Genomic DNA, 18,439 nt, shown 5'->3' with positions numbered 1-18,439 from the left:
GGTGATCCGCCGCCGTGCTATCAAGGGGCATGGCGGCGGACACCACTGACATCGACGACATTCGCGAGCAAGCCCGACGTTGGCTTGCCGACGACCCAGACCCCGCCAGCCGGGACGAGCTGACGGCGGTGCTCGACCGGCTGCCGGCGAGCGCGCCGGAGCTGGCCGACCGGTTCGCCGGTCCCCTGACCTTCGGCACCGCCGGCCTGCGCGGCCCGCTGCGCGCCGGCCCGAACGGCATGAACCTCGCCGTGGTCACCCAGGCCGCCGCAGGGCTCGTCGGCTGGCTCGCCGCCCAGGGCGGCACCGGCCCCCTGGTGATCGGGTACGACGCCCGGCACGGCTCCCGCCAGTTCGCCGAGCGCACCGCCCAGGTGGCCACCGGCGCTGGCCGGCCGGCGCTGCTGCTGCCCCGTCCGCTGCCCACCCCGGTGCTGGCGTACGCGGTGCGTCAGCTCGGCGCGGTGGCCGGTGTCATGGTCACGGCCAGCCACAACCCGCCACAGGACAACGGCTACAAGGTCTACCTCGGCGCCGAGCTGGGCGGCGAGCTGGGTGCCGGGGCGCAGATCGTGCCGCCGGCCGACGCCGGCATCGAGGCCGCGATCCGGGCTGTCGGCCCGCTGGCCCAGGTGCCGCTGGGCCGGCCCGGTGAGGTGCTCGGCGACGACCTCGTCGCCGCGTACGTCGAGCGGGCCACCGCCGTGATCGACCCGGACGGGCCGCGGAACCTGTCGGTGGCGTACACCCCGCTGCACGGGGTGGGTGCGGCGGTGCTCACGGCGGCGTTCGTCCGGGCCGGTTTCCCGATCCCCGGTGTGGTGCCCGACCAGGCCGAACCCGACCCGGAGTTCCCCACCGTGTCGTTCCCCAACCCGGAGGAGCCGGGTGCGGTGGACCGGCTGATCGCGCTGGCCGACGCCACCGGCGCGGACCTCGCCATCGCCAACGACCCGGACGCGGACCGCTGCGCGGTGGTCGTCCGGCAAGGCGAGGACGGGCGGGGCTGGCGGATGCTGCGCGGCGACGAGGTGGGCGTGCTGCTCGCCGACCACCTGATGCGGCGCGGGGTGACCGGGCTCTACGCCACCACAATCGTCTCGTCGTCCCTGCTGCGGGCGATGTGCGCGGCGCGGGGCCTGCCCTACGACGAGACGCTGACCGGGTTCAAGTGGATCGTCCGGGCCGGCGGTGGAAGCGCGCCGCTGGTCTTCGGCTACGAGGAGGCCCTCGGCTACTGCGTCGCCCCGGAGCACGTCCGGGACAAGGACGGCATCACCGCCGCGCTGACCGTGGCCGAGTTGGCCGCCGGCCTCAAGGCGCAGGGTCGCACGTTGACCGACCGGCTGGACGAGCTGGCCGCCGAGTTCGGCGTGCACCACACCGACCAGCTCTCCGCCCGGGTGGACGACCTGCGGATCATCGCCGACGCGATGACCCGGATCCGGGCGACCACCCCGGCCACCCTGCTGGGACAGCCGGTGGACAGCGTCCGGGACCTGCTGCCCGAGTCGGACGTGGTGATCCTGCGTACCGCGAAGGCCCGGGTGGTGATCCGCCCCTCCGGCACCGAGCCGAAGCTCAAGGCGTACCTCGAGGTGGTGGAGCCGGTGCCGGACGGCAACGTCGCGGCCGCGCGGACCCGGGCCGGCGCGGCGGTCGCGCAGTTGCGCGTCGAGATCGCCGCCGCGCTCGGCATCTGACCGCGACCGACCCCACCACCCTGTCCTGTTCCCTTTGCTCTGCTTTAGCGGAGGCAACACCCGGCAGCCGTTTGTGTTGCCTGGGTTGAAGCAGAGCAAAGGGAACAGCGGAGGCGGGCCGGCCCGGCGGTCAGGCGCGCTTGCCGAGCGCCGCGTCGACAGCCGTGGCCAGGGCAGCGACGACCAGGCCGACCGAGGGGCGGACCACCGAATCGTCGGTGCTCACCTGACCGGAGAAGCCCGCACCGGTGGCGATCTCCTCCAACCGCCGGCGGGCGGTGGCGGCCTCCTCGCCGCTCACCCCCAGCGCGGACTCCATCCGCAGCACCACGACCAGGGTGGCCAGCGCGGCGGTCCGCTCGTCCGGGGCCGCGGCGCCGGTCAGCGCCTCGGTCAGCCGCTGGCGGGTGTCCGCCTCGACGGAGGCGTCCACCACCGGATACCGGTGCACGTGGATGAAGCCCAACTCGGTCTCGTCGACGTCCTGCACGACGCCCTGGGCGCACAGGTCACCGAGGATGCGGTCGCGCAGGCCGTGCCGCAGGCGCTGCACCCAGGAGGCCGGGGTGTGCGGGGTGTCGGCGGCGATCCGGCCGAGCACCTCGTCGGTGACCGGCTCGCCGGTGGGCGTCGGGTCGACGACGGTCAGGTTTCCGTCGGCGTACGCGATCCGGCCGGCCAGTGCCAGCTCGACCAGCACCGCGGCCGCCATGCCCAGGTCCAGGCTGATCCGCGGCATGGTCGCCTTGCCGGTCGAGTCGTCGTAGGCGAGGAGCAGCAGCTCCTCGGCGAGCGCAACACCAGTCATGGCCCGAGACGGTAGCGGGTCCGCGCACCACCGCGCGCGGACCCGCCGTCACCCGGACCTACCGGGTGGAAGATCAGAACCGGGGCATGCCGCCGAACTGGCGGTCACCGGCGTCACCGAGCCCGGGAACGATGAACATGCTGTCGTTCAGGCCCTCGTCGATCGAGGCGGTGACCAGGCGCAACGGCAGACCGGAGCGCTCCAGCCGCTCGATGCCGACCGGCGCGGCGAGCACGCAGACGACTGTCATGTCGGTGCAGCCCCGATCGGCCAGCAGCCGGCACGAGTGCTCCAGCGAGCCGCCGGTCGCCAGCATCGGGTCGAGCACCAGCACCGGCAGGCCGGCGAGGTCCCGGGGCAGCGACTCCATGTAGGCGCGCGGCTCGTAGGTCTCCTCGTCGCGGGCCAGGCCGACGAAGCCCATCGACGACTCGGGCAGCAGGCCGAGCGCGGCGTCCGCCATGCCGAGGCCGGCCCGCAGCACCGGCACCAGCAGCGGCGGGTTCGCCAGCCGGGTGCCCTCGGTGCCGGTGACCGGCGTCTGCACCGGGTACCGCTCGACGGGGAAGGTGCGCGCCGCCTCGTACACCAGCATGGTGGTCAGTTCGTGCAGCGCCGCCCGGAACGTCGAGGAATCGGTGCGCGCGTCCCGCATGGCGGTCAGCCGGGACTGGGCCAGCGGGTGGTCAATGACGTGTACGTCCACGATCGCTCAACCTACCCGGCCGGTCGACGTGCCGGTGGGGGTGCGGTCGGACCGGCGACGCCGCTCACGTCGGGCCCACCGTGACCAAGATCACTCAGCGGTTCCGTGCGTAGACTTCTCGGCATGACGGCGACAACGACGTCGGCCCGGTCGGACCTCTCCGAGCTGGGACGATCCGAGACCGCTCTGCGGACCTTCCTGCACGGCCTGCCCGGCGTGGACCAGGTCGGCGCGGAGCAGCGGGCGGCGCAGCTCGGCACCCGCTCCATCAAGACCACCGCCAAGGCCCAGGCGATCGACCTGGCGATCCGGATGGTCGACCTGACCACCCTGGAAGGGGCGGACACGCCCGGCAAGGTGCGCGCGCTGGCCGCGAAGGCGCTGCGCCCCGACCCGGCCGACCCGTCCTGCCCGCACGTCGGCGCGGTCTGCGTCTACCCCGCGATGGTCCCGTACGTGGCCGAGGTGCTGGGCGGATCCGGTGTCCACCTCGCGAGCGTGGCGACGGCGTTCCCGTCGGGTCAGGCGCCGCTGGAGATCAAGCTGGCCGACACCCGGGCCGCCGTCGCGGCCGGCGCCGACGAGATCGACATGGTGATCAACCGGGGCGCGTTCCTGGCCGGCCGTTACAAGGAGGTCTACGACGAGATCGTGGCCACCAAGGAGGCCTGCGGTGACGCCCACCTCAAGGTGATCCTGGAGACCGGCGAGCTGGCCACGTACGACAACGTGCGCCGTGCCTCCTGGCTGGCCATGCTGGCCGGCGGCGACTTCATCAAGACCTCCACCGGCAAGGTCCCCGTCGCGGCGACGCTGCCGGTGACGCTGGTGATGCTGGAGGCGGTCCGCGACTTCCGCGCGGCGACCGGGCGGCAGGTCGGCGTGAAGCCGGCCGGTGGCATCAAGACCACCAAGGACGCCATCAAGTACCTGGTGATGGTCAACGAGACCGTCGGCCCGGACTGGCTCGACCCGGACTGGTTCCGCTTCGGCGCGTCCAGCCTGCTCAACGACCTGCTCATGCAGCGCACCAAGCTGACGACCGGCGTCTACTCCGGTCCCGACTACTTCACCCTGGACTGATAGCCGATGTTCGAATACGCCCCCGCCCCCGAGTCCCGCTCGGTGGTGGACCTCAAGCCCTCGTACGGGCTGTTCATCGACGGCGCGTTCGTCGACCCGACCGACGGCGGCAGCTTCAAGTCGATCAACCCCGCCTCCGAGGAGGTGCTGGCCGAGATCGCCGAGGCCGGCGCCCAGGACGTGGAGCGCGCGGTCCGCGCCGCCCGCACGGCGTACGACAAGGTCTGGGGTCCGATGCCGGGCCGGGACCGGGCGAAGTACCTGTACCGGATCGCCCGGCTCATCCAGGAACGCTCCCGCGAGCTGGCCGTGCTGGAGTCCCTGGACAACGGCAAGCCGATCCGGGAGTCCCGCGACGTCGACCTGCCGCTGGTCGCCGCTCACTTCTTCTACTACGCCGGCTGGGCCGACAAGCTGGAGCACGCCGGCTTCGGGCCGAACCCGCGACCGATCGGCGTGGCCGCCCAGGTCATCCCGTGGAACTTCCCGCTGCTCATGCTGGCCTGGAAGATCGCCCCGGCGCTCGCCGCCGGCAACACCGTGGTGCTCAAGCCCGCCGAGACCACCCCGCTGACCGCGCTGCTGTTCGCCGAGATCTGCCAGCAGGCCGACCTGCCGGCCGGCGTGGTCAACATCGTCACCGGTGCCGGCGACACCGGCCGCGCGCTCGTCGAGCACCCCGGCGTCGACAAGGTCGCCTTCACCGGCTCCACCGAGGTCGGCCGGGCCATCGCCCGGTCCGTCGCCGGCACCAGCAAGAAGCTCACCCTGGAGCTGGGCGGCAAGGCCGCCAACATCGTCTTCGACGACGCCCCCATCGACCAGGCCGTCGAGGGCATCGTCAACGGCATCTTCTTCAACCAGGGGCACGTCTGCTGCGCCGGCTCCCGCCTGCTCGTCCAGGAGAACGTGGCCGACCGCGTGCTGGAGTCGCTCAAGCGGCGGATGGCCCAGCTCCGCGTCGGCGACCCGCTGGACAAGAACACCGACGTCGGCGCGATCAACTCCGCCGCCCAGCTGGAGCGGATCCGCGAGCTGTCCGACGCCGGCTCCGCCGAGGGCGCCGAGCGCTGGTCACCGCCGTGTGAGCTGCCCGAGCAGGGCTTCTGGTTCGCGCCCACCATCTTCACCGGCGTCACCCAGGCCCACCGGATCGCCCGCGAGGAGATCTTCGGACCGGTGCTGTCGGTGCTCACCTTCCGCACGCCGGCCGAGGCCGTCGAGAAGGCCAACAACACGCCGTACGGGCTGTCGGCAGGCATCTGGACCGACAAGGGCTCCCGCATCCTGTGGATGGCCGACCGGCTGCGCGCCGGTGTGGTCTGGGCCAACACGTTCAACAAGTTCGACCCCACCTCGCCGTTCGGTGGCTACAAGGAGTCGGGTTACGGTCGCGAGGGCGGCCGGCACGGGCTGGAGGGGTACCTCAATGTCTGAGCGGGTCGCGGTACGCAAGACGTACAAGCTCTTCATCGGCGGGAAGTTCCCGCGCAGCGAGTCGGGACGGTCGTATCTCGTGCAGTCCTCGAATGTGTCACTGGCCTCCCGCAAGGACGCCCGGGACGCGGTGGTCGCCGCCCGCGCCGCCGTCAAGGGCTGGGCCGGCGCGACCGCGTACAACAGGGGTCAGATCCTCTATCGTGCCGCGGAGATGCTGGAGGGCCGCCGCGAGCAGTTCGTGGCCCTGGGCATCCCCGGCGACGAGGTGGACGCCGCGGTGGACCGCTGGGTCTGGTACGCCGGCTGGGCCGACAAGCTCGCCCAGGTGTACGGCGGCGCCAACCCGGTCGCCGGCCCGTACTTCAACATCTCCGCGCCCGAGCCCACCGGCGTGGTCGCCGTGGTGGCCCCGGAACGCCCGGCGCTGCTCGGCCTGGTCAGCGTGATCGCCCCGGCGATCGTCACCGGCAACACGGTGGTGGTGGCGGCCTCGCCGTCGGAGCCGCTGGCGGCGGTGACGCTGGCCGAGGTGCTGGCGACCTCCGACCTGCCCGGCGGGGTGGTCAACATCCTCACCGGCGCGATCACCGAGACCGCGCCGGCGCTGGCGGCGCACATGGACGTCAACGCGATCGACCTGACCGGGGTCACCGACGCGTCGCTCGCCACCGAACTGGAGGTCAAGGCCGCGGAGAACCTCAAGCGGGTGCTCCGGCCGGCCCCGGCCGGCCACGACTGGTCCGGCGACCCGGGCGTGACCCGGATGACCGCGCTGCTGGAGACCAAGACGGTGTGGCACCCCAAGGGGGTCTAGCTCTGCGGGCCGTGAAGTGCCTGGTGGGGGGCGTGTCGGGCGTTTGCGGGGTGGTTGGTTGGGCAGGCGAGGGGCGCACGAGCACCGACGAACAGGAGTCGACGCATGCGCGCACTGCGACTGCCCAACTGGAAGTCCGAGCCGGAGATCGTGGAGGTCGACCAACCGGAGCCCGGCCCGGGTGAGGTCGTGATCAAGGTCGGGGGCGCGGGCGCCTGCCACTCCGACCTGCACCTCATGGACGAATTCGAGGCGGGGGCGGTGCCCTGGAACCCGCCGTTCACCCTCGGGCACGAGAACGCCGGCTGGGTGCACGCCCTGGGTGCGGGCGTCACCGGGCTGGAGATCGGTCAACCGGTGGCGGTCTACGGCCCCTGGGGTTGCGGCATCTGCGCCCGCTGCCGAGTGGGCGCCGACAACTACTGCGAGAACCCGGCCGGGGCGCCCGTCCCCGGGGGCGGTGGCGGCCTGGGACTCGACGGGGGGATGGCCGACTACCTGCTCGTTCCGGCCGCCCGACACGTCGTACCGCTGCCCGACGGCCTCGACCCGGCGGCCGCCGCCCCGCTGACCGACGCCGGGCTGACCCCGTACCACGCGGTCCGCCGGTCCTGGCCGAAGCTCGCACCCGAGAACACGGCAGTGGTCATCGGCGTCGGTGGTCTGGGGCACGTGGGCGTGCAGATCCTCAAGGCCACCACCGCGGCCCGGGTGATCGCCGTGGACACCCGCGAGGAGGCCCTCAAGCTGGCCGAGGAGTGCGGCGCGGACCTGACCGTACGCTCCGGCGAGGGCGCGGCGGACGAGATCAGGGGCGCGACCGGCGGTCGTGGCGCGGACGTGGTGCTGGACTTCGTCGGCGCCGACCCCACCCTGAAGCTCGGCGCGGCGGTCGTCCGGACCGTCGGGGACCTGACCGTCGTGGGCCTCGGCGGCGGCACCCTGCCGGTCTCGTTCTTCGCCGTCCCCTACGAGGCCAGCATCCAGACCACCTACTGGGGCAGCCGTCCCGAACTCGGCGAGGTGCTGGAACTGGGCGCGCGTGGGCTGGTACGACCCAAGATCACCACATTCGGCCTCGACCAGGCCATGGACGCGTACCGCCGGATGCGGGACGGGACGCTGGAGGGTCGCGCGGTCATCGTTCCGTGATCAGGAACGCGGGCCGGCCGTGCCACCGGCCGGCCCACCGCAGGGTCTACTACCGGGGGTAGGATTGACGGGTGACTCGGTTGGGCGATCTTGAGCGTGCGGTGATGGACGTGCTGTGGGACGTGGTCCCGGGCACGTCGGACGGGGTGACCGTGCGCGAGGTGGCCGACGCGCTCGACGGTCGCGAGCTGGCGTACACGACGGTGATGACCGTCCTCGACCGGCTCGCCGGCAAGGGCATGGTGCAGCGGGAACGGGAAGGTCGCGCCTGGCGGTACCGGCCGGCGGCCAGCCGTGAGGCGCACATCGCCCAGCTCATGCTCGACGCCCTCGACCTGGGCGGCAGCCGCGACGCCGCGCTGGTGCGCTTCGCCCGCTCGGTGACCGGCACCGAGGCCGAGGTGCTGCGGGCCGCCCTGGGCAGCGAGGCCGGGCTGGCCGGGCCCGGTTCCGTCGACAGCGACACGGGCGGGGCCGACGCCCTGACCGACCGGGTGGATCCGCCGGCGGGCCGACGGCCGGCCGGCGAGGCAGCGGAGCGGTAGGGCACGCGCCATGGCCTACGCCGTGCACTTCGCCGCCACCATGCTGGCCTGCTATCTGACCGCGCAGGTGCTGGCCCGTTCCACCTGGACGTGGCGCAGCCCGCGGGTGGCGATCATCTGCTGGCAGGCCGTCGGGCTGGCGTTGGGCCTCTCCGCGATGGGCCTGCCGATGGCCCTCGGGCTGAGCGCCTACGACCTGCCGACCGGCAGCGCCCTGCTCGCCCTGACCACCGACCTCGTCCACGGCAATCTGCCGATCGGTGAGACCGCGGTGCACCTCGGCAGCGTGGGAGTGGGCTTCGGCATCGGAGCGGTGCTCGTCACCACCACCGTCCGCAGCATCCACGGGACCATCCGCGCCCAGCGCCGACACCGGGACCTGCTGACCCTGGTGGCCCGGGACGACCCGGCCGCCCCCGGGGCGCTCGTCCTGGACCATCCGAGCGCCGCCGCGTACTGCCTGCCCGGGGTGAAGCCGCAGGTGGTGGTCAGCGCGGGCACGTTGAGCCTGCTGGACCGCGCCGAACTGGCCGCCGTGCTCTCCCACGAGCGCGCGCACGCCCACGAGCGACACGATCTGGTGCTGCTGCCGTTCACCGCCCTGTGCCGGGCGCTGCCGTGGTTCGGCTGGGTCCGTGACGCACACGAGCGGGTCGCCCTGCTGGTCGAGATGCGCGCCGACGACAAGGCCCGCGAGCTGCACGCCGAGGCTCCGCTGGCGGGCGCGCTGCGCCGCTTCGCCGCCGCCGGGCACCGGGTCACCCCGGCCGGCGCCCTGGGCCTGGGCGACCGCGACCTGGACGTACGCGTCCAGCGCCTGCTGGTCGCCGATCGGCCGCCCCGCGCCCTCGGGGCCACGGCCCTCGCGGTGGCCACCACCCTGGTCGCCCTCCCGATCACGCTCTTTCTGAGCTGACGCCCGAGCCCCACGCTCTCGCACGTCCCCGGCGCGCGCCACCCGCTGGCGCGCGCCTCCCACCCGCCCCGGCGCGGTGGAGCGCGATCATCTCCCGGATCCCCTTACTACTACGGCCCGTCGTAGAATTTCCTACGACGGGCCGTAGTAGTAGGTACATGTAGGCAAGCTACGTGTAGGGTTGCTACGACAAGGGAGACAACAGCTAGGGAGAGCCGGCCATGGACACGCTGCTCCTCGCCCGCCTGCAGTTCGCCACCACCACGTCGATCCACTTCCTGTTCGTGGTCGTCACGCTCGGGCTGGTCACGCTGCTGGTCGGCATGCAGACCGCATGGGTGCTCACCGGCAACGCGAAGTGGGAGCGGCTGACCCGGTTCTGGGGCCAGCTCTACGTGATCAACTACGTGCTCGGCATCGCCACGGGCATCGTGATGGAGTTCCAGTTCGGGCTGAACTGGAGCGGCCTGTCGCGTTACGTCGGCAACGTCTTCGGTGCGCCGCTGGCGATCGAGACGCTTGTGGCGTTCTTCCTGGAGTCCACGTTCCTCGGGATGTGGATCTTCGGTTGGCACCGACTCCGCAAGGGCGTCCACCTCGCGCTGCTGTGGGGCGTGGCGCTCACCGCGTACGCCTCGGCGTTCTGGATCATGGTGGCCAACTCCTGGCTGCAACACCCGGTCGGGTACGAGGTCCGCGACGGCATCGCCCACCTCACCGACTTCGGCGCGCTGCTCACCAACCCCAGCCTCGGCATGGCGTTCGGGCACGTGGTCTCCGCCGCGCTCCTGGTCGGCGGGATGCTGATGGCGGCCGTCAGCGCCTGGCACCTGATCCGGCGTACGCCCGACTTCGCGCTCTTTCGCACCTCGCTGCGGATCGGCCTGGTCACGGCGGCACTGGCGATCACGATGGTGCAGGGCTTCGGCTTCGCCCAGTTCGGCCCGGTCGGCGAGGTGCAGCCGACCAAGTTCGGCCAGGGGCCGGAGGCCCAGGCCGTGATCGCCGACTGGACCACCCGGTTCGGGCCGGGCGACTACACCCCGCCGGTGCTGGCCAGTGTCGGGCTGGGCTTCATGATCCTCATCGGCTTCACCCTCGGCTGCGTGTGGTTGCTGCTGCCTCTGCTCTACCGGGACTGGATCATCCGGCTGCGCTTCCCCCTCTGGCTCATCCTGCTCGCCGTGCCGTTGCCGTTCATCGCGGTGATCCTCGGCTGGATCGCCCGCGAGGTCGGCCGCCAGCCCTGGGTGGCGTACGGGCTGCTCCCCACCGGGCAGGCGGTCTCCCCCGTCGGCACGCCGGTGATGCTCGCCTCGTTGATCGGCTTCAGCCTGCTGCTGGGCACCCTCGCCGTCACCAACTGGGTGCTGCTCGCCCGGCACGCGGGCCGTGGCGCGGCCGATCCGGCTCTCGGCCGCCCACCGGCGGCGCCCGGTGAGCCGGCCCACCCCGAACCCGCCCTCGCCTGAGCGACTGAGGAGACTCACCGTGGATCTCGCCTGGTACGCCCTTCTCGGCCTCTTCTTCGCCTCCTACCTCGTGCTCGCCGGCTACGACTACGGCGTCGGGTTGCTGCTCGCCCGGGGCGGCGCCCCGGCCGGGCGGCGGGCCGCGCTCACCGCTCTCGGCCCGTTCTTCCTCGGCAACGAGGTCTGGCTGGTCGCCGCCGTGGGCATCCTGTTCGGCGCCTTCCCGGTGCTGGAGGGTGAGCTGCTCGCCGGCTGCTACCCGGCGGTCGCCGGTGCCCTGGTCGGCGTCGTCCTGGTCACCGCCGGGGTGCAACTGCGCAGCCGGCCGGGCGACGAGCGGGTCCGCGCCCGCTGGGACCGGGTCATCGTGGTCGGCAGCGCGCTCGCCGCGCTGGGCTGGGGCGTGGTGCTGGCCGCGCTGTTGCAGGGCGTGCCCCGCCAGGCCGACGGGCACGTCGCCGGGGTGTCGCACCTGGCGACCCCGTTCGCGGCGACCGCCGGGCTGACCATGGTCGCCCTGGTCGCGGTGCACGGTGCGACATTCCTCACGCTGCGACTGCCGGCCGACGCCGCCGACGCGGCCGGCCGCGCGGCCCGCCGCCTGGTGCCGGTGGCGCTCTGCGCGGTCGTCGTGGCCACCGTCGTGGGCGTGCTCTCCTCCCGGGTACGCGACGCCGTCGGGCGACCGGCGGTGGCCGTACTCCTGCCGGTGTTGCTGGTGGTGGCGCTGCTGGCGGCCCGCGCGGCGCTGGCACGGCGGCGGCCGGGGTGGGCCCTGATCGCCACCGGCGCGGCAATGGCGCTGCCCGTGGCGCTGGTCGGCGCGGCTCTCTGGCCCTACGTGCTGGTGTCCACGACCGACCCGGGCGCCTCGCTGACGGTGGCCGACGCCGCCGCCAGCACGCCGACGCTGCGGCTGCTCGGCTGGGTGGCGCTACCGCTGCTGCCGGCCCTACTAGGCTTCCAGGCGATGTGCTGGTGGGTTTTCCGGGGACGGACCGACGGCAGGGCACCGGTGTACTGGTGAACCGCCGTCCCTTCGACCCGCGTCTGCTGCGTCGGGTCCCTGCGGCCCGGCGCGATCTCGCCGTGCTCGCGCTCCTCGGCGTGCTCGCCGCCGCGTTGATCGTCGCGCAGGCCACCGCGCTGGCGGCGGTGCTGGCCACCGCCTTCGACGGGCGGTTGAACCGGCCGGCGCTGGCGGGTCTCGTGGTCGCGGTCGCCGCCCGGTCGGCGCTGGTCTGGGCACAGGGCACGGTCTCCGCGCGGGTCGCCGCCACGGTCAAGGCCACGCTGCGGGCCGACCTGCTCGGCGCGGTGGGGCGGCACGGGCCGGGCTGGGTGGCGGGGCAACGGGCCGGCGAGCTGGCCACCCTGACCGGGCGTGGGCTGGACGCGCTGGACGCCTACTTCACCGGATACCTGCCGCAGTTGGTGCTCAGCGTGACGGTGCCCGTGGCCGTGCTGGCCCGGATCGTCGTCGCCGACTGGGGCTCCGCGCTGATCATCGCGTTGACGCTGCCGCTGATCCCGGTCTTCGGCGCGCTGCTCGGCTGGCAGGCGCAGGCCGCCACCGAGCGGCAGTGGCGCCGGCTGGCCCTGCTGGGCGGGCACTTCCTGGACATGGTGGCCGGGCTCCCCACCCTGCGCGCCTTCGGCCGGGCCCGCGCGCAGACCGAGGTGGTCCGCCGGATGGCCGACGGGCACCGGGTCGCCACCATGAAGACACTGCGGATCGCGTTCCTCTCCGCGCTGGTGCTGGAGCTGGTCGCCACCCTGTCGGTGGCCCTGGTCGCGGTGCCGGTCGGCATCCGGCTGCTCGGCGGAGGGCTGACCCTGCACACCGCGCTGCTGGTGCTGCTGCTCACCCCCGAGGCGTACCTGCCGCTGCGGGCCGCCGGCAGCCGCTTCCACGCCAGCATGGAGGGGCTCACCGCGCTGGACGAGGCGCTCACCGTCTCGGCCGCGCCCGCCACCCCCCGCGCCGCCGAGGGCGCGACCACCCCGGACGGTCGCGGTGAGATCCGGTTCGAGGCCGTGACAGTGGCGTACGAGCGGACCACCGCGCTGCGCGACGTCACACTGACCATCCGGCCCGGCGAACGGATCGCCATCATCGGGCCCAGCGGCGCCGGCAAGAGCACCCTGCTCGGTCTGCTGCTCGGCTTCGTGACCCCGACCAGCGGCCGGATCACGGTCGACGGCGTCGACCTCGCCACCGCCGACCCGGACGCCTGGCGTCGGCAGCTCGCCTGGGTGCCGCAGCGCGCCCACCTCTTCGCCACCTCGCTGGCCGACAACATCCAGCTCGGCGCACCCGACACCCCGCCCGAGGCGCTCGCCGCCGCGGTCCACGACGCGGCCCTCGACGACGTGGTGGCCGCCCTGCCCGACGGACTGACCACGCTGCTCGGCGAGCGCGGGCACGGCCTGTCCAGCGGCCAGCGGCAGCGCGTCGCACTGGCCCGGGCGTTCCTGCGCGACGCCCCGGTGGTGCTGCTCGACGAGCCCACGGCACGGCTGGACACGGCCGCCGAAGCGGTGGTGCTCGACGCCACCCGGCGGCTGGTCGCCGGACGGACGGCGCTGCTGGTGGCGCACCGTCCGGCGCTGCTGACCGACGCCGACCGGGTCCTGCGCATCGAGGACGGCCGGGTCACCGAGCTGACGCCCGAACCGACGTCGAAGGCGACACGATGAGCGCGGAACACGGACCGGAGGTCGGGGCCGGCGTGGCATCGGCCGGGCGGGTCGGCGCCGAGCGCGCGGTGCTGCGGCTGGCCCGCCCGTACCTGGGCCGGCTGGCCGGCGCCGGGCTGCTCGCCGCCGCCACCGAGTTCGCCGGGCTCGCCCTGATGGCCACCGCGACGTGGCTGCTGATGAGCGCCGCCGGGCGGCCTCCGCTGGACCGGCTCACCGTGGCGATCGTCGCGGTCCGGGCCCTCGCCATCAGCCGTGGCGTGTTCCGCTACACCGAACGGCTCGCCGGGCACGACGCGGTCCTCCGCATGATCACCGACGTACGGGCCCGGGTCTTCGCCACCCTCACGGCCCGCCGCGACACCCGACACCGCTCGGGGGACGTCCTGAGCCGGCTCGTCTCCGACGTCGAGGCGGTCCAGGATCTGCTGCTGCGGGTGCTGGTGCCCGGCGCGGCGGCGGCACTGGTCGGGGTGCTGGCGGTGGCCACTGCGGCGCTGATCTCACCACCGGCCGCCGGTGTGCTCGCGCTCGGGCTGGTGGTCGCCGCCGTGGCGCTGCCGGCGCTGGCCACAGCCGTCACCCGGCGCAGCGCCGCCGAGGTGGCGCCGCTGCGCGGCGCGCTGGCCACCGACGCCGTCGACCTCACCCACGGCGCCGCCGACCTGGCCGCGTTCGGGGCGACCGACGCCGCGCTGCGCGTCGCCGAACAGCGGGCCGGCCGGCTCGCCCGCCTGGAACGCCGGCTGGCCGCCACCGGCTTCGCGGTGGACGCCGCGGGGGTGTTGACAGCCGGACTGACCGCCGCCGCTGTGGTGCTTGTCGCGCTGGCCTCCGACGTGCCGGGCGTCCTGGTCGGAGTGCTGGCCGTCGGCACCCTGGCCGCCGTGGAGGTGGCGCTGGCCCTCGTCTCGGCCGCCCGGCAGTGGACCCAGCTGCGGCCCGGCCTGGCCCGGGTGGCGGCCCTCCTCGACGTCGAGGAGCCCACCGCCACGCCCGCTCCCCCGGCGACCGACCTGGCCGAGCCGCACGACCTGCGCTTCGTCGAGGTGAGCGTGCGGTACCGGACCGGCGCCGCACCCGCGCTGGACGGGGTGAGCCTGGACCTGCCCGCCGGCCGGCGCATCGCAGTCGTCGGCCCGAGCGGCGCCGGCAAGAGCACCCTGGCCGCCGTGCTGACCGGTGCGGTCCGGCCCACCTCCGGCCACGTCACCCTGGCCGGGCGCGACCTGGGGACGTACGCCGAGGAGGACCTGCCCCGCAGCGTCGGCGGGCTGCTCGCCGAGGCGTACGTCTTTCATGCCACGGTCCGGGAGAACCTGCTGCTCGGGCGGGCCGGGGCCGACGAGGACGAGTTGACCGCGGCCGTGCGGGCCGCCGGCCTGCTCGACTGGGTACGCGCCCAGCCGGCCGGCTGGGACACCCTGGTCGGCGAGGAGGGCGGCCAGCTCTCCGGCGGCCAGCGGCAACGGCTCGCGCTCGCCCGGGCCCTGCTCGCCGCGCCGCCGGTGCTGGTGCTCGACGAGCCCACCGAGGGGCTGGACCCGACGGCCGCCGACGCGGTGCTCGCCTCCGCCCTCGCCGCCACCCCCGCCGGGCACTCGGTCCTGCTGATCAGTCACCGGCTCAGCGGGCTGGCCGACCTCGACGAGATCGTCGTCCTCGACGGCGGCCGGGTGATCCAGCGCGGCCGGCACGCCGAGTTGGTCGCGACCCCCGGCTGGTACCGGGACCAGTGGCTTCTCCAGGCGGCAGCCGAGCGCGGATACCTGGCCCTCGCTCCCTGACCCGCTTCGGGGACGGACCAGGGTTCTCCCCGACGTGGAGGCGCTCGCCTCCGTGGCAGGGTGGTGCCATGCGGCATGCTGACGACTTCCTGGTCGAGGAGCACCTGCGGGCGCTGGCTTCCCGGTTGCAGGGGCCGGCGCGGTTGAAGTCCGACCTGCTCACCGAGGCGCGGCACGACCTGCAGGACTCCGTCGACGCGTACCGCGAGAGCGGTGTGCCACCCACGGAGGCGCAGCTGCGGGCGGTGGCCGAGTTCGGCTCACCGGCGCAGCTGCTGCCCTCCTGGCAGGCGGAGCTGGCGGTGGCCGCCCTGCGCGGCCTGTCCCTGCGGATGCTGGCCGTGGCCGGGATCCTGGTGGCCGCCGGCGACCTGACGTGGCGCGGGTCGAGCTGGAGCGCGGGTCCGCCGCCGCCGGCGCTCTACCGGCTGCTCTCCGCCTCGGTCGACTGGATCTGGCTCGGCGCGCTGCTGCTGGCCGTGACCGGCCTGCTGGTCGTGCGGGCGAGCGCCCGGTCCGCACGACCGGGCCTGGCGGCGGCGCAGCGCGCGGTGGGCGCCGCCCTGATCGGCACGCTGGTCCTCGGCATCCTGGCCGGCGGGGCACTCTTCGCCTGGTCGATCGATATGTGGGACGCGGCGCTGACGTGGCCACCGATGATCGTCGGCATGGTCGTGATGGGCGCGGCGCACTTCTCGCTGACCCGCGCCGCGCGCGGCTGGCTGCGGGCCGCCGCCGGCTGACGGCCGCCGACGCCCTGGCCCACCCCCGGGCGGCTCAGGCGGGGGTGACGGGCGGGCTGCCGGGATCGAGGAAACGGCCGACAGTCACGCGGAACTCCTGCCATCCGGCGCGCTCGCCCGCCAGCGCACGGCGGCCGGAGTCGGTGAGCTGGTACGTCCGCCGCTCGCGACCGTTGACAGTGCTCCAGGTGCTCGCCACGTGACCCGCGCGTTCCAGCCGGCGCAGCGCCGGATAGATCGTGCCGGTGGGCAGGTCGAGACTGCCGTCACTGCGCGCCCGCAGGGACTCGATGATGGCGTACCCGTGCAGCGCGCCCTGTTCGAGAACGGCGAGCAGAAGGGCGTCGAGGTGGCCGTGCAGCGCCTGGGCCTTCATGCGTAGCTACGCTACTTGTCGAACGCCCGGATCGCCACCGTCACGCACGCGCAGGCCCGACAGGTTTCTCGGCCGGCCAACGGGGTGCGGGCTCCGGGCTTCCCGAGCCGCCGACTAGGGTATGTGCCCAGAGTCACTCGCCGGTCGGAGACGCCGGCGGGTGGGCAACCCGAAGCACACGGAGGTCAGCGTGGCCCGCCAGTCGCCCCAACGGCCCGACGCCGACGAGCCCGAGCTCGACGACACCACCGACCCGGCCGAGCCAGACGAGGCCGACGAGGCCGACGACACCCCCCGCGCGTCGGCCGACCGGTCGCTCTGGGACGAGCTGCGGATCGACCCGGTGGAGATCGCCCTGCCCGCCGGCACCGGTTTCACGCTGCGGGCGTACCGGCCGGCGGGGTCACTGACCCCTACCGACGTGACCGAGCGCGACCAGGACGACCCGTTCCTCGCCCGCCGCCAGGTGATCGAGGAGGAGGACGACGAGACCGTCGTCATCCTCGACGAGGAGCTGGCCGAGGAGTTCGCCGACAGCGACGAGGACGAGTCGTCCCGCCGTCGCCGCGACAGCGCCACGGACGCCGACGCGACCGCCGAGGACGACGAGACCGAAGCCGAGGCCGAGGACGTCGCCGACGAGGCGGACGACGAGGAGGTGCCGGTCTTCCTCAGCCACCGCGGCAAGCTGCTGCTGTTCAAGACCCCCGAATCGCTTGTCAGTTTCATCCGCTCCGGCGCACCCAACGATCTGTCCCAACTGGACAGCTGGAATGAATTGTCCGAACGGGTGGAGCCGGCCGACATCGCGCCGCTCGACGAGGACACCTACGAACTCGACCTCGTCGTGGAGAACCTGCGCGGCGGTCACGACAGCTGGGATTCGACCCTGCTGATCGAGGCCGGCGAGGTCGCCCGCGACCTGTCGTACGCGTTGCGCCTGCCTGCGGTACTGGACATGCTCTCCGCCGGCTCCAGCCTCGACAACCTGGACGAGGCGCTGCGGGCCACGGCCAACGGCGGGATCGGCGCCTTCATGGGCCGGCGACGGTTGAAGAAGATCGGGGCACAGACCGCGAGTTTGGGTTGGCGCACCATTGTCGGCAAGATCTCTGCGGTGGTGGACTGGCGCGACTGACCCGTACCGGGGAGCATCAGTTGCTGGCAGTAGGAAGACCTGTCCCGGGAGGAGGACGACGCCGTGGCGCTCGTGCGCGTGTACTGCGGTCTGGCCTCGGCGGATCCGGCTGACCGACCGGCCTCGGCCGGTTCGACGCTGACGTCCGCTGTGGTCGACGACGCAGGCCGTCTGCTGCATGTCTGCGAGATCGGCGACGACGCGGCTGGTTACGCCCAGCTCGTCGCCCTGCTCGTGGAGCGGTCGGGCGGGCCGAGCGGTGCGGCCATCGCCGCCGACAGCGACGACCACACGGTCACCTCGCTGTTGAGCGCGGCGGGTCGGCCCCTGGCGATCGCCGACGACGACTCGGTGGACGACTTCGCCGAGCGGTTCGCCGACGACGACTCTCTGGAGGAGATGCAGTCACCCCCGGCCGAGCGTCGGGCCGTCGGTCTGGCCCGCGCGTTGCAGGCCGGTGCGCTCTCCGCCGTCACGCTGCCGGCTCCCCGGGACCTCGCCGGCTACAAGCAGGTGCTCGCCGCACACGCCGCCCTGGCCAGCGGCCGGCACTCCGCCGCCGTGGCGCTGCGCGAGGTGCTGCGGGAGCTCTACCCGGCGGCGCTGCGCGCCTATCCGGATCCGGCCGAGCCGGTGTCCCTGGCAGTGCTGGACGCGCTGCCCGAGCCGGGCATGCTCGGCGGCACCATCGCCCGTGGCCGTGAGGTGTCAGTCGCCGCGGACGCCATCGCCGCGCATCTCGCGGCGGACGGGGTCGCCGACGCCGAGGAGATCAACGAGGCGGTCACCGCGCTGCGGGTCGCCATCTCGGAGACACCCCGCCGCGCCGCCGTCAACCGGGCACTCACCTCCGCCGTGGCCGAGACCGTCCGGCAGGCCGTCGCCTCCGTACGGGCCTGCGACGCCGGCTGCGAGGCCCTCGTCAGCGCGCTCAGCGCGCGGGTCAGCACGCCCGCCCCGGCCCCCGGCCGACGGGCCGCCGCCCGTCGTGGCGAGTCGGTCGGCGAGCTGACCGGCCTCGCCGGCATGCGCACGGTCCGGCCGACGCCGGCCGCC

Annotated in this window: 16 protein-coding genes and 1 pseudogene; 14 read left to right on the top strand and 3 right to left on the bottom strand. The window is 73.8% G+C overall.

Translation table 11 applies throughout. From position 1 onward, the window contains the following. Positions 1–29 precede the first annotated feature (29 nt). Positions 30–1,703, top strand: a complete 1,674-nt coding sequence (locus tag B0E54_RS20900; protein ID WP_234587338.1) for a phospho-sugar mutase — start codon at positions 30–32, stop codon at positions 1,701–1,703. Between the two features lie 130 nt (positions 1,704–1,833). Here B0E54_RS20900 and B0E54_RS20895 read toward each other — a convergent pair whose 3' ends face one another. Together B0E54_RS20895 and upp are read right to left on the bottom strand one after the other, a co-directional pair. After that, positions 1,834–2,511 (bottom strand): GPP34 family phosphoprotein, encoded by a 678-nt coding sequence (locus B0E54_RS20895; protein WP_234587336.1) that lies wholly within the window; start codon positions 2,509–2,511, stop codon positions 1,834–1,836. A gap of 73 nt (positions 2,512–2,584) precedes the next feature. Further along, entirely contained in the window at positions 2,585–3,217 is a 633-nt protein-coding gene (gene upp / locus B0E54_RS20890) for a uracil phosphoribosyltransferase (RefSeq protein ID WP_234587331.1), read from the bottom strand. 123 nt (positions 3,218–3,340) lie between these two features. On the opposite strand from upp, the gene deoC reads away from it, so the two are divergent. The 11 genes from deoC to B0E54_RS20835 all read left to right on the top strand — a co-directional run bounded on the left by deoC (position 3,341) and on the right by B0E54_RS20835 (position 15,869). Next, positions 3,341–4,300, top strand: coding sequence for a deoxyribose-phosphate aldolase (deoC, locus tag B0E54_RS20885; RefSeq protein WP_234587329.1), 960 nt, complete (start codon positions 3,341–3,343; stop codon positions 4,298–4,300). 6 nt (positions 4,301–4,306) lie between these two features. Then, entirely contained in the window at positions 4,307–5,737 is a 1,431-nt protein-coding gene (locus B0E54_RS20880; protein WP_234587327.1) for an aldehyde dehydrogenase family protein, read from the top strand. Then, complete coding sequence (locus B0E54_RS20875; RefSeq protein WP_234587323.1) at positions 5,730–6,554, top strand: aldehyde dehydrogenase family protein; 825 nt, start codon at positions 5,730–5,732, stop codon at positions 6,552–6,554. Before B0E54_RS20880 ends, B0E54_RS20875 begins: the two co-directional genes overlap by 8 nt. 105 nt (positions 6,555–6,659) lie before the next feature. Next, positions 6,660–7,706: an NAD(P)-dependent alcohol dehydrogenase gene (locus B0E54_RS20870; protein WP_234587321.1), complete on the top strand. Its 1,047-nt coding sequence runs from the start codon at positions 6,660–6,662 to the stop codon at positions 7,704–7,706. 71 nt (positions 7,707–7,777) lie between these two features. Next, a complete protein-coding gene (locus B0E54_RS20865; RefSeq protein WP_234587319.1) occupies positions 7,778–8,251 on the top strand; it encodes a BlaI/MecI/CopY family transcriptional regulator in 474 nt (157 codons plus the stop codon). Positions 8,252–8,261: 10 nt separating this feature from the next. Next, the gene (locus B0E54_RS20860) at positions 8,262–9,167 is read left to right on the top strand and encodes a M56 family metallopeptidase (RefSeq protein ID WP_234587315.1); all 906 of its coding nucleotides are present in this window, start codon (positions 8,262–8,264) and stop codon (positions 9,165–9,167) included. A 221-nt stretch (positions 9,168–9,388) separates the two neighbouring features. Next, complete coding sequence (locus B0E54_RS20855; protein WP_234587313.1) at positions 9,389–10,639, top strand: cytochrome ubiquinol oxidase subunit I; 1,251 nt, start codon at positions 9,389–9,391, stop codon at positions 10,637–10,639. Between the two features lie 19 nt (positions 10,640–10,658). Further along, complete coding sequence (locus B0E54_RS20850) at positions 10,659–11,666, top strand: cytochrome d ubiquinol oxidase subunit II (RefSeq protein WP_234587310.1); 1,008 nt, start codon at positions 10,659–10,661, stop codon at positions 11,664–11,666. Continuing rightward, complete coding sequence (gene cydD / locus B0E54_RS20845) at positions 11,663–13,339, top strand: thiol reductant ABC exporter subunit CydD (RefSeq protein WP_234587308.1); 1,677 nt, start codon at positions 11,663–11,665, stop codon at positions 13,337–13,339. The genes B0E54_RS20850 and cydD overlap by 4 nt, the downstream gene beginning before the upstream one ends. Beyond that, entirely contained in the window at positions 13,336–15,126 is a 1,791-nt protein-coding gene (gene cydC, locus B0E54_RS20840) for a thiol reductant ABC exporter subunit CydC (protein ID WP_234587305.1), read from the top strand. The genes cydD and cydC overlap by 4 nt, the downstream gene beginning before the upstream one ends. A gap of 68 nt (positions 15,127–15,194) precedes the next feature. Beyond that, on the top strand, positions 15,195–15,869 hold the full coding sequence (locus B0E54_RS20835; protein ID WP_234587302.1) for a permease prefix domain 1-containing protein: 675 nt from the start codon (positions 15,195–15,197) through the stop codon (positions 15,867–15,869). A gap of 34 nt (positions 15,870–15,903) precedes the next feature. Here B0E54_RS20835 and B0E54_RS20830 read toward each other — a convergent pair whose 3' ends face one another. Further along, on the bottom strand, positions 15,904–16,245 hold the full coding sequence (locus tag B0E54_RS20830; RefSeq protein ID WP_007455469.1) for a PadR family transcriptional regulator: 342 nt from the start codon (positions 16,243–16,245) through the stop codon (positions 15,904–15,906). 160 nt (positions 16,246–16,405) lie between these two features. On the opposite strand from B0E54_RS20830, the gene B0E54_RS20825 reads away from it, so the two are divergent. Together B0E54_RS20825 and B0E54_RS20820 are read left to right on the top strand one after the other, a co-directional pair. Further along, positions 16,406–17,383, top strand: coding sequence for a DNA primase (locus tag B0E54_RS20825; protein ID WP_234587300.1), 978 nt, complete (start codon positions 16,406–16,408; stop codon positions 17,381–17,383). Between the two features lie 39 nt (positions 17,384–17,422). After that, positions 17,423–18,439 (top strand): annotated as a pseudogene (locus B0E54_RS20820) (transposase); the annotation flags it as partial.

It is taken from the genome of Micromonospora sp. MH99 (genome assembly GCF_021442385.1).
GTDB lineage: Bacteria > Actinomycetota > Actinomycetes > Mycobacteriales > Micromonosporaceae > Micromonospora.
This window is presented reverse-complemented; position numbering and strand designations above follow the sequence as displayed.

Coding starts and splice junctions, on each gene's coding strand:
- B0E54_RS20900 (WP_234587338.1), top strand. CDS start 30: ATGGCGGCGGACACCACTGACATCGACGACATTCGCGAGCAAGCCCGA.
- B0E54_RS20895 (WP_234587336.1), bottom strand. CDS start 2,511: ATGACTGGTGTTGCGCTCGCCGAGGAGCTGCTGCTCCTCGCCTACGAC.
- deoC (WP_234587329.1), top strand. CDS start 3,341: ATGACGGCGACAACGACGTCGGCCCGGTCGGACCTCTCCGAGCTGGGA.
- B0E54_RS20880 (WP_234587327.1), top strand. CDS start 4,307: ATGTTCGAATACGCCCCCGCCCCCGAGTCCCGCTCGGTGGTGGACCTC.
- B0E54_RS20875 (WP_234587323.1), top strand. CDS start 5,730: ATGTCTGAGCGGGTCGCGGTACGCAAGACGTACAAGCTCTTCATCGGC.
- B0E54_RS20870 (WP_234587321.1), top strand. CDS start 6,660: ATGCGCGCACTGCGACTGCCCAACTGGAAGTCCGAGCCGGAGATCGTG.
- B0E54_RS20860 (WP_234587315.1), top strand. CDS start 8,262: ATGGCCTACGCCGTGCACTTCGCCGCCACCATGCTGGCCTGCTATCTG.
- B0E54_RS20855 (WP_234587313.1), top strand. CDS start 9,389: ATGGACACGCTGCTCCTCGCCCGCCTGCAGTTCGCCACCACCACGTCG.
- cydC (WP_234587305.1), top strand. CDS start 13,336: ATGAGCGCGGAACACGGACCGGAGGTCGGGGCCGGCGTGGCATCGGCC.
- B0E54_RS20835 (WP_234587302.1), top strand. CDS start 15,195: ATGCGGCATGCTGACGACTTCCTGGTCGAGGAGCACCTGCGGGCGCTG.
- B0E54_RS20830 (WP_007455469.1), bottom strand. CDS start 16,245: ATGAAGGCCCAGGCGCTGCACGGCCACCTCGACGCCCTTCTGCTCGCC.